Annotated in this window: 9 protein-coding genes; 6 read left to right on the forward strand and 3 right to left on the reverse strand. The window is 73.2% G+C overall.

Going from position 1 to position 15,649, the window contains the following annotated elements; genetic code table 11:
* Positions 1-1,296 carry an extracellular solute-binding protein gene (locus FHX40_RS12385; protein ID WP_142259747.1) on the reverse strand — a complete coding sequence of 432 codons (1,296 nt, stop codon included), beginning with the start codon at positions 1,294-1,296 and terminating at the stop codon, positions 1-3.
* Positions 1,297-1,791: 495 nt separating this feature from the next.
* Here FHX40_RS12385 and FHX40_RS12390 point away from each other — a divergent pair, with 495 nt between their 5' ends.
* Complete coding sequence (locus tag FHX40_RS12390) at positions 1,792-3,069, forward strand: ABC transporter ATP-binding protein (protein ID WP_142259748.1); 1,278 nt, start codon at positions 1,792-1,794, stop codon at positions 3,067-3,069.
* Positions 3,070-3,144: 75 nt separating this feature from the next.
* Here the strand turns inward: FHX40_RS12390 and FHX40_RS12395 are convergent, their stop codons facing one another.
* Positions 3,145-3,783 carry an ACT domain-containing protein gene (locus tag FHX40_RS12395; protein WP_229788245.1) on the reverse strand — a complete coding sequence of 213 codons (639 nt, stop codon included), beginning with the start codon at positions 3,781-3,783 and terminating at the stop codon, positions 3,145-3,147.
* A gap of 181 nt (positions 3,784-3,964) precedes the next feature.
* A complete protein-coding gene (locus tag FHX40_RS12400) occupies positions 3,965-5,299 on the reverse strand; it encodes a NosD domain-containing protein (RefSeq protein ID WP_142259749.1) in 1,335 nt (444 codons plus the stop codon).
* Positions 5,300-5,467: 168 nt separating this feature from the next.
* On the opposite strand from FHX40_RS12400, the gene pulA reads away from it, so the two are divergent.
* The 5 genes from pulA (at position 5,468) to FHX40_RS12425 (ending at position 14,829) form a co-directional block, all read left to right on the forward strand.
* A complete protein-coding gene (gene pulA / locus FHX40_RS12405; protein WP_229788247.1) occupies positions 5,468-8,395 on the forward strand; it encodes a pullulanase-type alpha-1,6-glucosidase in 2,928 nt (975 codons plus the stop codon).
* A 105-nt stretch (positions 8,396-8,500) separates the two neighbouring features.
* The gene (locus FHX40_RS12410) at positions 8,501-10,420 is read left to right on the forward strand and encodes a carbohydrate-binding module family 20 domain-containing protein (RefSeq protein ID WP_211350244.1); all 1,920 of its coding nucleotides are present in this window, start codon (positions 8,501-8,503) and stop codon (positions 10,418-10,420) included.
* Positions 10,366-12,477 (forward strand): N-acetylneuraminate synthase family protein, encoded by a 2,112-nt coding sequence (locus tag FHX40_RS12415; protein ID WP_229788248.1) that lies wholly within the window; start codon positions 10,366-10,368, stop codon positions 12,475-12,477. Before FHX40_RS12410 ends, FHX40_RS12415 begins: the two co-directional genes overlap by 55 nt.
* A complete protein-coding gene (locus tag FHX40_RS12420; RefSeq protein ID WP_142259751.1) occupies positions 12,474-12,683 on the forward strand; it encodes a hypothetical protein in 210 nt (69 codons plus the stop codon). The genes FHX40_RS12415 and FHX40_RS12420 overlap by 4 nt, the downstream gene beginning before the upstream one ends.
* A gap of 520 nt (positions 12,684-13,203) precedes the next feature.
* Complete coding sequence (locus tag FHX40_RS12425; RefSeq protein WP_142259752.1) at positions 13,204-14,829, forward strand: TROVE domain-containing protein; 1,626 nt, start codon at positions 13,204-13,206, stop codon at positions 14,827-14,829.
* Positions 14,830-15,649 lie beyond the last annotated feature (820 nt).

Here is a 15,649-nt window from a genome sequence, read left to right on the forward strand (position 1 = left end):
CTAGAGGCTCCAGCCCTTGAGCAGGCCCTGGTAGGCCTGCGCGGTCTCCTGGGTCACCTGCTCGGCCGTGGCCTGGCCGTTGGCGAGCTTCTGGTAGCGCTCGAGCAGCGGCTGGAAGAGCTGGCCGCCCTCGGGGATCCACGGGCGGTCCACCGCCTTCTCCATCGGCGCCTTCCACTTGCCGATCATGTCGTTCGCGGCCGCGTCGGGCAGCTCGTAGGCGGAGGCGCGGGCGGGCAGCAGGCCGAGCTTGCCGGCGATCTTCGCCTGGCTCTCCGCGCTCGCCATGAACTGGACGAACAGGTACGACGCCTGGAGGTTCGGCGAGCCGGCGTAGATCGCGTAGGTGTGGCCGCCGGTGGGCGAGCCGGCCTTCACCGAGCCGGCCGGGACCGGGGCGATGCCGTAGTTGTCCGGGTGGTCCTTGAACGCCTTGCCGCTGAGGTTGTCGGCGTTCGACCACGGCCCGTTGAAGATCATCGCGACCTTGCCCTCTTTGAAGGCGGTCTGCACGTTGGTGTAGCTGTCCTGGATGGAGGGCTTGGCCGCGGCGCCGGAGGTGATCAGGTCCTCCACGATCTTGACGCCCGCGGTGCTCTGCGGCGACGCGACGGTGATCTTCTTGTTGGTCACGTCGAGCAGGTCGCCGCCCTCACCGTAGATGAACGGCAGCAGGAAGTAGGAGTCGACGTTGAGCGCGAGGCCGTCGACGCCGGTCTTCTCCTTGACGTCGAGGGCGACCTTCTTGAGCTCCTCGAAGGTGGCCGGCGGGTTCTCGTGGCCCGCTTCCTTGAGCAGCTTCTTGTTGTAGAGCAGGCCGAGGGTGTCGGTCACCTGCGGGACGGCGTACGTCTTGCCGTTGTACTTGCCGGCGGCCGCCGGGGCGGGCAGGAAGTCCTCGGGCCTGTCCACCGCCGGGGTGCCGTCGAGCGGGGCGAGGTAGCCCAGCGAGGCGAACTCGGCGACCCAGCCGACCTCGGTGCGCAGCACGTCGGGCGCGCCCGAGCCGGCCTGGGCGGCGGTCTTGAACTTGTTCTGCGCGTCCGCGAACGGGACGTTGACGTAGTTGACCTTTATCTTGGGGTACTTCGCCTGGAACTCGGCGACAAGCTCCTTGAACGCCGGCGCCTCGGTGGTGGCGTCGGAGGTGTCCCACCAGGTCACGGTGCCGGAGACGGAGGCGGGGTCGACGGTGCTCTGCGCCGGCGCGGCCGAACCGGCGCCCTGGTCGCCACCGCACGCGGAGATCGCCAGCGCGAGCGCGGCGGCCGCCGCGGCCGTGAGGACTCGCCGCATGATGTCCACTCCTTGCTTCGTGCGACGGGGCGAGTGCCCCGTTCGTCGGGTAACCGGACCGTAACAGGGATGCAAGGAGTTTGAAAGATCTTGCGAAAGATCTCTGCAAAGTTGTAACCCTCGCACCGCGAGTCGGACACGAATGGTTCAATCCGACAAAGCACGCGTGGGCTGCGACGCGAAAGTGTCACATCTGTAGCCGCAACATGGCTGATTTCTCACGTCATGTATGGACACAACGGCCCGTAACGCGATGTACTACCTCATCAATCACGTATCCCGCCGGTGGGGAGTAGGTCGCGGGGGTGGGATGGACGGGCGGAAAGCCGATCGGCGTCTCCGGGTCGCGCGCCGGTCCACCCGCGCCTGCTCCGGCCACGTCGGGCGGGGACGTGTCTGTGCCTCGACGTCAAGATCCAGGAGCCAGCCCGGGCGCACCGGCATCGGTATCGGCGGCCCGCGGGCGAGGGAGACAGCCATGAGCGAGGAGACCGGATGAGCACCGTCGTCCTCGACAAAGTCACGAAGATCTATCCGGGTGGATTCTTAGCGGTCGACCGTCTCAGCCTCCAGGCCGGGGAAGGCGAGCTCCTCGTCCTGCTCGGCCCCTCCGGGTGCGGCAAGTCCACGCTCCTACGCATGATCGCCGGGTTGGAGGAGATCACCTCCGGCGACCTCTACCTCAACGGGGAGTACGCGAACCACCTCGCCCCCAGGGACCGGGACGTGGCGATGGTGTTCCAGAACGGCGCCCTCTACCCGCACCGCACCGTGCGCGGCAACCTCGCCTTCCCGCTGGAGATCGCCAAGGCCGATCCGGGACACGTCAAGGAGCGCGTGGTCGAGCTCGCCCGCGGACTGCACATCGACGAGATGCTCGACCGCAAGCCCGGCACGCTCTCCGGCGGCCAGCGGCAGCGGGTGGCGATGGGCCGGGCGATCGTGCGCCAGCCGTCCCTGTTCCTCATGGACGAGCCGCTGTCGAACCTCGACGCGGGCATGCGCACCGAGCTGCGCATGGAGATCGCCGCGCTCGTCCGCGCGCTCGGCGTGACCACCATCTACGTCACGCACGACCAGGTGGAGGCGCTGTCGCTCGCCGACCGCATCGCCATCCTCAACCGGGGCGTGCTGCAGGACGTGGGCACCCCGACCCAGGTCTACAACGACCCGGCCACCGCGTTCGTCGCGTCGTTCCTCAACTCCCAGCAGCTCAACCTGCTGGAGGCGCTGGTGCGCACGCCGCAGAACCAGTTCGTGCTGCTCGACTTCGGCACGCACCGGCTCACCATGCCGTGGAACGACCCGCGCGCGTACGCGGTCTCCCAGCACGTCGGCCGGACGGTGCTCGTCGGCATCCGCCCGGACGCGCTCGTCCCGCTGCCGCCGCACGCCGACCAGGGGCAGTACTTCGCGGGCCGGGTGCGCACCCTCGAGTACCACGGCCACGAGTGGCTCGCCTACCTGGAGGCGGGGCTGCCGGCCGTGCCCGTGCCCGAGCCGCCCGACCAGCGCATCCACGGCAACGGCAACGGGAACGGCAGCGGCTCCCGGGCGAAGGCGCTGCTGCGGCGGCTGCTCATGGGCCGGAGCGAGGAGCCCGAGCCGGAGCCGATCGCCACGTCCGGCACGCACCGCCGGGCCGACCTGATCGTACGGCTCGGCTCCCGCCCGGTGTGGCGGGCGGGCGACCACGCCCGGGTCGCGGTCGACATGTCCAAGATCCTGCTGTTCACCCCGGACGGCGCGCGCATCGACCGGCCGCTGCGGTAGCGCGTCCGGCCACCGGCCGAGGGCGGGCGGACACCGGCGTCGAACCGGCAACGCCGGCGGCGCGGCGGCGCCCGCCTACGCCTGCGCGGGTGTACGGCCGACGGCCGACCGGGCGAGCAGCGAGACGATCTCGACGAGGCGGACCACCCGGTCGAGCTCGACCCGGTGGAAGGCCGCACCCTGGGCACGCGCCACCACCAGGTGCAGCGCCGCCTCGGGGAGCGGCACCGTGATCATGTGCCGGGCGTTCTCGCTGAACGCCGCCGGCCGGGACGGCGGGTCGGCCGGCAGAGGCTCGGCCGGGGCCGCCCAGCTCGCGTACGCGACCCGGCCGGTGGCGGGGTCGGCCGCCGCCGCCCACTCCGCGCTCACCAGGTCGGGAAGCGCGTCGACCAGGGTCTGGTAGGCCCGCTCGGGGTCGGCGGCGACGTGGCCGAGCAGGTCGAACTCGGGGTTCGCGCCCGGCACCTCGCGGGTCGGCCAGGCCCCCTCGACCCGCGCGCCCGGCACCACGCTCACCCGCTCGCGCAGCTCGTCGACCCCGAGCACGCCGGACCAGGAGACGGTGAAGTCGTCCACGGCACGGCCGGCCTCGCGTTCCAACACCGTCACCTGGAGGATGTCCGCGCCCAGCACCCCGAACGCCCGGGCGACCTGCCCCAGCACTCCAGGCCGGTCGGGCAGGGACACCCGGAACCGCAGCAGCATCCCCATCACCTCCTCCCGACAGAGCCTGGCGTATGCATATTTCAGGTATGTGCCTGCTCAATGTCCGGAATATGTCATAACCAAGATCGTGAATACGCGTTTAGGCGCGATTCTTCCCTTGGTTTGACCAATCCATGTGCCGTTTCGCCAGGTCGGGGCCGCTGACGCGGGTGCCGGGCGGGGCCGGTCAGCTCTGGTAGGCGCCCGCGTCCGGGTTGCGGGCCGTGCCGATCGGCCTGCCGGTCATGTCGTGGGCGTGTTCGGCCCCGCCGTACCAGTGGGGGCCGAGCCGCAGGCCGCGGCCGATCGCCGGGGAGCCGGGGCGCAGCCGCAGGTCGGTGATGCCGCGGAAGAGCGGGTCGGCGAGGATCGAGCGGGGGCCGAGCCGGAACTTGGTCTCCCGGCCCCAGTAGACGCCGCCCGCGTCGTCGATCCCGGCGCCGTCGGCGTAGCCGACGACGCCGCCGACCTTGATGATGTTGTTGCGCAGCCGCAGGATGCGGGGCGAGCACCCGTCGTAGCAGGAGACGCCGATGGTGTCGCGGCCGGGCAGGTGCACCGAGTTGTGCACGGCGATGGTGCCGACCACCGGCCCGAGCGCGAGGTGGCGCGGCCCCCGGGTCACCAGGAACGCGGCGCGCTGCCGGACCGAGGTGACCACGTTGTGCGCGAACAGGTTGCCGCTCGCGGTGCGCCCCGGCTCGTGCCCGAGCTCGGTGAACGTTTCGTTGTTCCGCGCGATGTTGTGCACGACGACGTTGCGGTCGCCGTTGTAGATCTCCACCGCGGCGCCGTCGTAGCCGTAGTCGCGGCTGCGCGCGCGGCTGCCGGTGATGACGTTGCCGATCACCAGGTTGTCGTCGCCGTTGAGCAGGATGCCGAACGCGCCGGAGTCGTTCCGTTGCGTCCGGTCGTTCACGCTCATCCGGTTGTTGTCGGCGAACGTGCTGGCGCGGATCACGTTGTGCGCGGAGACCGGCGCGACCGCCACGCCGGCGATGTTCCGGTCGGCGTACACGCCGACCAGCTGGTTGTGGGAGCCGACCAGGTGGAAGCCCGCCCACCGGCAGTCGCTCGCGCGCAGCCCGGTGATGTGCACGTGCGTGCCGGTCACCACCACGCAGTCGCCGCGCCTGCCGCTGATCGTCGGGCGTGAGCCGGTGCCGTACGTCCCCACCGTGATCGGCAGCGCCGCGGTGCCGTGGGCGGAGATGTGCAGCGTGCCGTTCCAGCGGCCACCCCGCCGCAGCAGCAGCCGGTCGCCGGGCCGCAGTGCGGCGCGGCTCGCCCGGGCGAGCGACCGCCACGCGGTGGCCGGGCTCGTGCCGGCCGCGTCGTCCGACCCACGGACGGAGTCGACGTAGTAGGTGCGGGCCAGGGCCCACCCGGGGCGTCCGGCCGAGCTCTCCCCGGTACGGCCCTGCGCGGCCGCGGGCGCCACCCAGATCGGCGCGGCCACCACGGCGACCAGGGCGGCAAGGGCGGCCTCCGGCCGCCGCGGCACACGAACCCCACGCGTCATACGGTTTCCCACCCGCCTCTGTCGTCGGTGCCGGTCGGGGTCACCTTAGCGGCCGGGGCACCATGGGACGGTAAAGCAACTTTCTGGAAGTTTCAGAAATCCCTTGCAAAGATCCTGACCGACGAGTAACTTCCGGGCAACACTCGCGAAACGTTCATCCCCCACGCCGTGAGCCCGAAGGCGGTGCGCATGGTCGCGCTCTCTCGAGTTCTCGCAAGGCTTGCCGTCCTGGCGGTGCCGCTCGCGCCGGTGGTCGTGGCGACGCCCCCGGTCTCCCCCGGCCTCGCCCCGGCCGGGTACGCCGCGGCCCACGCCCACACCCACCCCCCTGCGGGCCCGGTCGCGGAGACCGGCGGCCCGGCCCGCGCGTCCACCGGCGCGGCGGCGCCGCCGCACTACCCTCGGTCGCAGAACGACCGTGACGGCAGGCGAGCGGACGAGGGGGCGCCGCCCGGGAACGTGGACCGGACCGACGTGGACCTCACCAGGGCACGGGCGCAGTGGATCGACCGCGCCACCGTGGCCTGGCGCACCGACGTGTCCGGCGGGTCACGGCACTACCTCGCGTACTCCCCCAGGGGCGACATCCGCCACGCCGGCGGCGAGCTGCGCGGGGACATCCGGCTGATCCGGCTCCGCCCCGGCACGCCCACCGAGGCCCAGCGGCGGCGATACCCGCACCTGTTCGGCGGGGCGGAGCCGTACGCCGCGCTGCGGGTGGACCCGCGCGACGCGGGCCGGGTGACCGAGGCCCTGCGCGGGCAGGTGGTCGCCGTCGCGCGGGACGCCTCCGGGCGGCTGCGCGCCGCCACCGGCGTGCAGCTGCCCGGCGTGCTCGACGACGTGTACGCCGCCGCGGCGAAGGAGCCGCTCGGCTACACCGGGGACCGGCTGGCGGTGTGGGCGCCGACCGCGCGCAAGGTCGAGCTCGCCCTGTACGGCTCGGCCACCGGCGCGAGCCGTACCGTGCACCCGATGCGCCGCGACGACGCCACCGGCGTCTGGTGGATCCCCACGCCGCGCTCCTGGCGGGGCCGCCACTACACGTTCCTCGTCACCGTGTTCGCCCCGGCCGCGGGCCGGATCGTGACCAACGAGGTCACCGACCCCTACGCCCTCTCCCTGTCCGCCGACTCGCGCCGCGGCCGCCTGGTCGACCTGTCCGACCCCGCCCTCAAGCCGCCGGGCTGGGACGCCCTGCGCAAGCCGGAGCCGCGGCCGGCCACCACGATCTACGAGCTGCACGTGCGCGACTTCTCCGCCTCCGACGCCACCGTGCCGGAGCACCTGCGCGGCACCTTCGCCGCGTTCACCCGCGACGGCGCGGGCATGCGCGAGCTGCGGCGGCTCGCGCGGGAGGGCCTCACCCACGTGCACCTGCTGCCCGCGTTCGACTTCGCCACCGTGCCCGAGCGCCGGGCCGACCGCACCGAGCCGGACTGCGACCTCGCCGCGCTGCCGCCGGACTCCGAGCTGCAGCAGGAGTGCGTGGCCCGCACCGCGGCGACCGACTCCTACAACTGGGGCTACGACCCGCTGCACTACACCGTGCCGGAGGGCTCCTACGCCACCGACCCGGACGGCGACGCGCGCATCCGCGAGTTCCGCGCCATGGTCGCCGCGCTCAACCGGGCCGGGCTGCGCGTGGTGATGGACGTGGTCTACAACCACACCCACGCCGCCGGGCAGGACGCGCGCTCCGTGCTCGACCGCATCGTGCCCGGCTACTACCACCGGCTGCTCGAGGACGGCGCCGTCGCCACCTCCACCTGCTGCCCGAACACCGCGCCCGAGCACACGATGATGGGCCGCCTCGTGGTGGACTCGGTGGTCACCTGGGCCCGGCAGTACAAGGTGGACGGGTTCCGTTTCGACCTGATGGGCCACCACCCCAAGGCGAATATCCTCGCCGTGCGCAGGGCGCTCGACGCGCTGACGCCCGCCAAGGACGGTGTCGACGGGAGGTCGATCATCCTGTACGGCGAGGGCTGGGACTTCGGCGAGGTCGCCGGCGGGGCCCGGTTCGAGCAGGCCACCCAGGCGAACATGGCCGGGACCGGGATCGGCACGTTCAACGACCGGCTGCGCGACGCGGTGCGCGGCGGCGGCCCGTTCGACGAGGACCCGCGCGTGCAGGGCTTCGGCTCCGGCCTGGCGGGCGACCCCAACGGCGCCCCGGCCAACGGCACGCCCGAGCAGCGCCGCGCCCGGCTGCTCCACCTGCAGGACCAGATTAAGGTCGGCCTCGCCGGCAACCTGAGGGACTACGCGTTCACCGCCTCGGACGGGCGGCACGTCACCGGCGCGCGGATCGACTACAACGGCTCCCCCACCGGCTACACCGCCGCGCCCGGTGAGGCCGTCACCTACGTGGAGGCGCACGACAACGAGACGCTGTACGACGCGCTCGCGTTCAAGCTGCCGCAGGCCACCGGCATGGCCGACCGGGTGCGCATGCAGACGCTGTCGCTCGCCACGGTGCTGCTCGGCCAGGGCACCGCGTTCGTGCACGCGGGCGGCGAGCGGCTGCGGTCGAAGTCGCTCGACCGCAACAGCTACGACTCCGGCGACTGGTTCAACCGGCTGCTGTGGGACTGCCGGGCGGGCAACGGCTTCGGCGGCGGCCTGCCGCCGCGGGCCGACAACGAGGCGAAGTGGCGGTACGCCCGGCCGCTGCTCGCCGACCCGGCGCTGCGGCCCGGCTGCGACGCGATCGAGGCGGCCCGGGACCGGTTCGGCGAGCTGCTGCGCGTCCGCGTCTCCTCGCCCGCGTTCGCCCTCGGCTCGGCCGCCGAGGTGCAGCGGCGGGTGTCGTTCCCGCTCAGCGGCACCCCCGGCGAGATCCCCGGCGTGATCACCATGCGCATCGACACCACCGGCCTCGACGCCCGGTGGCGGTCGATCACCGTGGTGTTCAACGCCACGCCGGACGAGCAGCGCCAGCAGGTGCCCGCGCTCGACGGCGCCGCCGTGGCCCTCCACCCGGTGCAGGCCGCCTCCGGCGACGACGTGGTACGGCGCGCCGCGTTCGACCCGGCGGGCGGCGTGCTCACCGTGCCCGGCCGCACCGTCGCGGTCTTCGTCGAGGCCGCCTGACCCCTCCCCCGAGCCTCCGCGCGCCGCCCCGGCGCGCCCACCGGCGGCCGTGCCGTACCCGCGGCCCGGCCGCCGGCGCAACCCCCGTGTCCTCCGGAGGCGCCCGTGAGAATCCGTAAACGCCTTGCCGCCCCGCTCGCCGCGCTGCTGTCCGCAGCGCTCGTCCCGCTCACCGCCACGCCCGCCGCGGCCGCGCCCCCGGGCGGGCGGGACGTGATCGTCAACCTGTTCATGTGGCCGTGGGACTCGGTCGCCGCCGAGTGCACGGACGTGCTCGGCCCCGCCGGGTACGGCGGCGTGCAGGTCTCCCCGCCGCAGGACTCGCTCAAGCGCTCCGGCGACCACCCCTGGTGGGAGATCTACCAGCCCGCCGGGTACACGCTCACCGGCCGCATGGGCGACCGGGCGGCGTTCAAGCGCATGGTCGACGCCTGCCATGCGGCCGGGGTGAAGGTGTACGCCGACGCGGTCATCAACCACATGACCGGCCAGGGCGCCACGTCGTACGGCGGAGCCTCCTTTACAAAGTACAACTATCCCGGGACCTACTCCCCGGCCGACTTCCACCGCTACCCGGAGCACTGCGGCAACGCCGACAACCTCATCCACGACGGCGACTACACCGGCAGCGCCCGCAACGTGCAGAACTGCGAGCTGGTGGGCCTGGCGGACCTGAACACCGGCAGCACGTACGTGCGCGACCGCATCGCCGCCTACCTCAACGACCTGACCGGCCTCGGCGTGGACGGCTTCCGCATCGACGCGGCCAAGCACATCGCGCCGGACGACCTCGCGGCGATCTACGGCAGGCTGAACGGCTCGCCGTACATCGTCCAGGAGGTGATCCCGGGCGCCGGCGAGGCGGTGCGGCCGGACCAGTACACCGGGATCGGCGACGTGCTCGAGTTCCAGTACGGGCGCTACCTGAAGGAGAGGTTCCGCGGCGGCATCGCCGACCTGCGCACCTTCGGCGAGACCTGGAGCGGCATGCAGCCGTCCGGCAGGTCGATCACCTTCGTGGCGAACCACGACACCGAGCGCAACGGCTCCACGCTGTCGTACAAGGACGGCGCGGCCTACACGCTCGCGAACATCTTCCAGCTCGCCTGGGACTACGGCACGCCGCAGGTGTACTCGGGCTTCGAGTTCACCGGGTACGACGACTCGCCGCCGTCCTTCGCCGATGGCCGGGTCCGGCCGGTCACCTGCGGCGGCGGTGGCTGGCACTGCCCGCACCGCTCCCCCGCGATCCGCGGCATGGTCGGCTTCCACAACGCGGTCAAGGGCACCCCGGTCGCCAACTGGACGGCCCCGACCGGCGACGTGATCGCGTTCAGCCGGGGCGCCAGGGGCTGGATCGCGATCAACAACGGCGCCGCGCCGTACACCGGCACCTTCCCCACCGGGCTGCCCGCCGGAACGTACGGCGACGTGATCGGCGGTGCCGCGGTCACGGTGACCGGCGCGGGCACGGCGACCGTCACCGTGCCGGCGAAGGGCGCGGTCGCGATCCACGTCGGCGGCCCCGCGCCCGCACCCGCCGTGGCGGTCGGGTTCAACGTCGAGGCCACCACCTACTGGGGGCAGAACGTGTACGTGGTCGGCAGCGTCCCCGCCCTCGGGAACTGGGACCCGGCGAACGCGGTGCCGCTCTCCCCGGCCACCTACCCGGTCTGGCGGGCGAGCGTGAACCTGCCGCCGGCGACCACGTTCGAGTACAAGTACATCAAGAGGAACCCGGACGGCACGGTGACCTGGGAGAGCGACCCCAACCGCCGGTACACCACGCCCGCCTCGGGCGCCGTGGCCCTCAACGACACCTGGCGCTTACCCCGGGACCGGCCAGGCACACGCGCAACGGAGATTTCACAACGGCGACGCGGACCGTTCAGATCGCGCACCCCGTTCCGCTTCCGGGCGGTCGTTAGCGTGCCATGCGCACTGCGGACAAGCCTCCCGAGGAGTTCACGTTGCGAGTCCTGGCCGTCATCCCCGCCCGCGGAGGTTCGGTGGGCGTGCCGCTGAAGAACCTCGCCAAGGTCGGCGGCACGCCCCTGGTCGCGCGGGCCGTCGGCGCCTGCCTGCGCGCCGAGCTGATCGACGAGGTCGTGGTGAGCACCGACCACGCGGGGATCGCCGAGGCCGCCGAGGCGGCGGGCGCGCGGGTGGTACGGCGGCCCGCCGAGCTCGCCGGCCACACCGCCACCAGCGAGTCGGCGGTCGCGCACGCGCTGGCCCAGGTCGCCGGGCCGGACGGGCCGGAGCGCGGCGAGGTGGAGGTGGTCGTCCTGGTGCAGTGCACCAGCGCCTTCATCTCCCCCGCCGACCTCGACGCGGCGGTCGCGCGGGTGCTCGCGGGCGACGCCGACGTGGTGTTCTCCGGGCTGGAGACCCACGAGTTCGTGTGGAGCCGCGCGGGCGAGGTGGTCAGAGGGGTCAACCACGACCCGGCGCACCGCCCCCGGCGGCAGGACCGCGAGCCGCAGTACCGGGAGACCGGCGCCTTCTACGTGATGCGCGCCGACGGCTTCCTTGCGCACGGGCACCGGTTCTTCGGCCGGGTCGCGGTGCAGCCGGTCCCGGCGCGGCACGCGATCGAGATCGACACGCCGGAGGACCTGGAGATGGCGCGGGCGCTCGCGCCGTTCGTGGACGAGCCGCAGCCGATCGACGTGGACGCGGTGGTGACCGACTTCGACGGGGTGCACACCGACGACCGCGCGTACGTCGACCAGGACGGCCGGGAGATGGTCGCGGTGAGCCGCGCCGACGGCATGGGCGTCGCGCTGCTCAAGCGCGCCGGGGTGCGGCTGCTCGTGCTGTCCGCCGAGCGGAACCCGGTGGTGGCGGCGCGGGCGCGCAAGCTCGGCGTGCCGGTGCTGCAGGGCCTCGCCGCCAAGCACACCGCGCTGCGCGACTGGATGACGATCGAGGGCCTCGACCCGGCGCGGGTCGCCTACGTCGGCAACGACGTGGGCGATCTGGACTGCATGGCGATGGTCGGCTGGCCGGTCGCGGTTCCGGACGCGCATCCACGGGTGCGGGCCGCGGCCCGGGTCGTGCTCACCCGGCCGGGCGGCGCCGGGGCGGTGCGGGAGCTGTGCGACCGGGTGCTCGCCGCCCGGACCGGGACCGCGCCCGCCGAGGAGGTCCCGGCCGATCGCCCGGCCGCGGTGACCGCCGTGCCACGCCAGGCGCCCCGGCCCACCGGCGGCGCGGTGCGCATCGGCGGCACGCTCGTCGGCCCCGGCCACCCGGTGTACGTGGTCGGCGAGATCGGCATCAACCACAACGGCGACCTCGACATCGCCCGCCGCCTCATCGACGTCGCCGTCGAGGCGGGCTGCCAGGCGGTGAAGTTCCAGAAGCGCACCCCGGAGATCTGCGTGCCGCCGGACCAGCGCGACCGCATCCGGCAGACCCCGTGGGGCGAGATGACCTACCTGGAGTACCGCCGCCGGGTCGAGTTCGGCATGGAGGAGTACCGGCGGATCGCCGCGTACTGCGCCGAGCGCGGCATCGACTGGTTCGCCTCGCCGTGGGACGTGCCGTCGGTGGAGTTCCTGGAGCGGCTCGACGTGATCGCGCACAAGGTGGCCTCGGCGTCGGTCACCGACCACGAGCTGCTGCGCGCGGTCGCCGCCACCGGCAAGCCGGTGATCCTCTCCACCGGCATGTCCACGCTCGAGGAGATCGACCGCGCGGTGGAGATCCTCGGCACCTCCCGGCTGGTGATCCTGCACGCCACCTCCACCTACCCGCTGCCGCCGGAGGAGGCGAACCTGCGTACGATCATCACCCTGCGGGAGCGGTACGGCGTGCCGGTCGGCTACTCCGGCCACGAGCGCGGCCTGCAGATCTCGCTCGCCGCGGTCACCCTCGGCGCGGTCATGCTGGAGCGGCACATCACCCTCGACCGCACCATGTGGGGCTCGGACCAGGCGGCGTCGCTGGAGCCGGCCGGGCTGGCGCACCTCGTGCGCGACGTGCGCATCATCGAGACCGCGCTCGGCGACGGCGTCAAGCGCATCTACCCGGGCGAGCTCGCCCCGAAGGCCCGGCTGCGCCGCGTGACGGTGTGACCTCGGTGATCACGCCGTCGGTGATCGTCCCGGTGCGGGACGCCGAGCCGTACATCGGGGACACGCTCGCCTCGCTCGCCCGCAACGCGCGGCCGGGCCGCCCCCGCCCTCCGCAGCCCACCCCCGAACCGTCCCCGCCGCCGCGGGCGGCCGACGCCCTCGCCCGCCTGCGCCGCCGCCTCGCCCCAGAGGGCTGGGGAGAATAGTTATTGATCTACCGCCGGATTACCGGTAAGGTTTTCCGGCGTGTCCGGGGATGCGGAGGTTTCGACCCCTTTCCGCACGCGTGTGCCCACGCGTACGGAACGGCGTCGGCGCCTTCGCCGTCGCGGCACACCGGCGCCATCGCCTGGATGACGATGTCATCCCGCTCCGGGCGGCGGCCGGCTCGGCGGACGCCGCCGCCGTTCGTCCGGGGTGGGACGGGTACATGGCACCTCCCGGTGCGCAGACAGCGGATACTTCGTGGTTCGACTCCGCGCAGGCCCACCCCTTGGGCCTGGCCCGTGGGGGCACTCCGCCGTCGACTTGATCTCGGGAGGGCGACCCATGACGGGCGCGCCCGGGGCGAGGTCGGCCGTTCGAAGCCGGTCCCGGCCCGGGCTCCCCGCCCGCGCCGCCCGACCGGCACGGCGGCCGTCCGCCTCGCCCCGGCGCCCGTACCGGTCCGCCCCTTCCCCGGCCGGGTGGTTCGCGAGCGATGAGGAAAGGGGGCCTTCGCCGGTCATGGCGAAGTTCAATTCGCCGGCCACCCGGAGGGTGTCGGCCTCGCCGTCCGCCGGGGCGGCGGCGACCAGCCCGGTCCGGACCGAGGCGGTCCCGTCCACCATCACGTACGAGGGCGCGCCCGGATACGCGCGGGACGCCAAGAGCGACCTGTTCGTGCTGGCCGTGTCGAACATGGTCGGCGAGGACGCCTTCTACGAGACCGCGGACGAGCGCGACGAGCGGTTCCGCGGGCTCGTCCACCGGGTGGCGGTCGAGGACGTCGACTGGCTCGCCGGTTTCCTGCCGTGGCTGCGCACCGAGGCGAACATGCGCTCGGCCCCCATCGTCGCCGCCCTCGAGGCGGTCCGCGCGCGGCTCGCCGCGGGCCTGCACGGCCGCAACCGCGAGCTCGTGGCGAGCGTGCTGCAGCGCGCCGACGAGCCCGGCGAGGCCCTCGCCTACTGGACGTCCCGGTACGGCCGTGCCGTACCCAAGCCGGTCAAGCGCGGCATCGCCGACGCGGTGCGGCGGCTCTACACCGAGCGCGCCCTGGTGAAGTACGACAGCGAGGCGCGCGCCTTCCGGTTCGGCGACGTGATCGAACTGACCCACCCGGCGCCCGCCCCGGACAAGCCGTGGCAGGGCGACCTGTTCGCGCACGCCATCGACCGGCGCCACGACCGCGACAACCCGATCCCGGCGTCGCTGCCCCTGCTGCGGGAGCGCGCCGAGCTGCTCGCGCTGCCGGTGGCCGAGCGCCGCGCCGCCCTCGCCGACCCCGACCGGCTCGCCCGGGCCGGCCTCACCTGGGAGGCGCTCGCCGGCTGGCTGCAGGGACCGCTCGACGCCGCCGCGTGGGAGGCGATCATCCCGTCGATGGGATACATGGCGCTGTTGCGCAACCTGCGCAACTTCGACCAGGCGGGCGTGCCGGACGAGGTGGCCGAGCGGGTCGCCGCGAAGCTGGCGGACCCGGAGGAGGTGGCGGCCTCCCGCCAGCTCCCGTACCGGTTCTTCTCGGCCCACCGGGCCGCGCCGTCGGCGCGGTGGCGGCCGGCGCTGGAGCGGGCGCTGGCACTCGCGACCCGCAACGTTCCGGAGCTCCCGGGGCGGACGCTGGTCCTCGTCGACACCTCGGGGTCGATGACGTGGTACACGGTTTCGCTGCGGTCAACGGTCATGCCGGTGCACTGCGCCGCGCTGTTCGGCGTGAGCCTCGCGGTACGCGGGGCCGAGGTGGACCTGTACGGCTTCGCCGACGGGGTGTTCGCGCACCCGATCGACCGCGACCGCGGGGTGCTCGAGCAGGTGGAGGAGTTCTCCCGGCGCATCGGCGAGGTCGGCCACGGCACCCGGATGGTGGACGCGGTGCGGGCGACCTACCGCGGCCACGACCGGGTCGTGCTGCTCACCGACATGCAGACGATGAGCGGCCGGTACGGCGCGGGCGTCGCCGACGTCGTCCCGCCGGACGTGCCGATCTACGGCTTCAACCTGACCGGCTACGCGCCCGCGGCGATGCCCACCGGCCGGCGCAACCGGCACGAGCTCGGCGGCTTCTCCGACGCCACCTTCCGGCTCATCCCGCTGCTGGAGGCGGGCGAGAACGCGACCTGGCCCTGGCGGCCCGGCCCGGAGGCATGAACCCGCGATATCGCCGCCCACGTCGCGCAGCGGCCCGGGCCGCTGCCTCGGTCGGCGGCGGCCGTGGTCGCCTGGCTGATCTCCGCCGCCCCGCCTCCGGCAGGCCACCGGCAGAGCGGCGGCCGGCCGGGGGCCGTTGCCGGGCATGACCCGGTCACCGGGGCCGTCGGCGGGAGGGAATGCGGCCCCGGCGCATCCGTGCCCGGCCGAAAGGGCACGCCAATGGAAAACAATCGGGCGAAAATCGGATGCGCCAGGGAGATCCACGGCGCTAACGTCGTCATCGAAAAAGCGCTTCCCGGTGCGCAGGTGACGGGTACTTCTGGGACCAGAAGGTCGCAGGTTCGAATCCTGTTCACTCGTCCGAGTGGTAGCTCAGTGTGGCAGAGCATCTGGCTATTCAACCCCCGCCACCGCCCTGAGCTCGGGGAGTCGCGCGACGGCGCCCGCGCCTTCGGGGAGCGGGCGCCGTCGTGCTGTTTCGCGCCGCCGCGCGACACGCGTTTTCCCGGGTACGGCCCGGCGACCGGCACCGGGCGGCCACCGCCGTTCTCGCCCCGGCGACGAACGCACGATGGCCTGCGCGGACGCCCGCGCCCCCCGAGCCCGGCCCCGCGACTCTTGCCTGCGGCGCCGACCGGCGATCCCCCACGGTGAACGCGGTGGAAAACGTCCGATCCCGGCCGGCCGAAAAAACGGATGCGCGAAGCCGGCCCCATCCGTAAAGTGATCAGCGTGCCCCAGGTGCGAAGGCGCCGGTTACTTCTCCTTCTTGAAAAACAAACCGGATGCCGACCCGAACTCTGGGGCACCCCATCCG

Origin of the sequence: Thermopolyspora flexuosa (assembly GCF_006716785.1) — a bacterium.
Lineage (GTDB): Bacteria > Actinomycetota > Actinomycetes > Streptosporangiales > Streptosporangiaceae > Thermopolyspora > Thermopolyspora flexuosa.

Bases quoted from the DNA above. Each gene is read 5' to 3' on its own strand.
- FHX40_RS12425 (WP_142259752.1), top strand. From the start codon at position 13,204: ATGGCGAAGTTCAATTCGCCGGCCACCCGGAGGGTGTCGGCCTCGCCG.
- FHX40_RS12395 (WP_229788245.1), bottom strand. From the start codon at position 3,783: ATGGGGATGCTGCTGCGGTTCCGGGTGTCCCTGCCCGACCGGCCTGGA.
- FHX40_RS12390 (WP_142259748.1), top strand. From the start codon at position 1,792: ATGAGCACCGTCGTCCTCGACAAAGTCACGAAGATCTATCCGGGTGGA.
- FHX40_RS12385 (WP_142259747.1), bottom strand. From the start codon at position 1,296: ATGCGGCGAGTCCTCACGGCCGCGGCGGCCGCCGCGCTCGCGCTGGCG.
- FHX40_RS12400 (WP_142259749.1), bottom strand. From the start codon at position 5,299: ATGACGCGTGGGGTTCGTGTGCCGCGGCGGCCGGAGGCCGCCCTTGCC.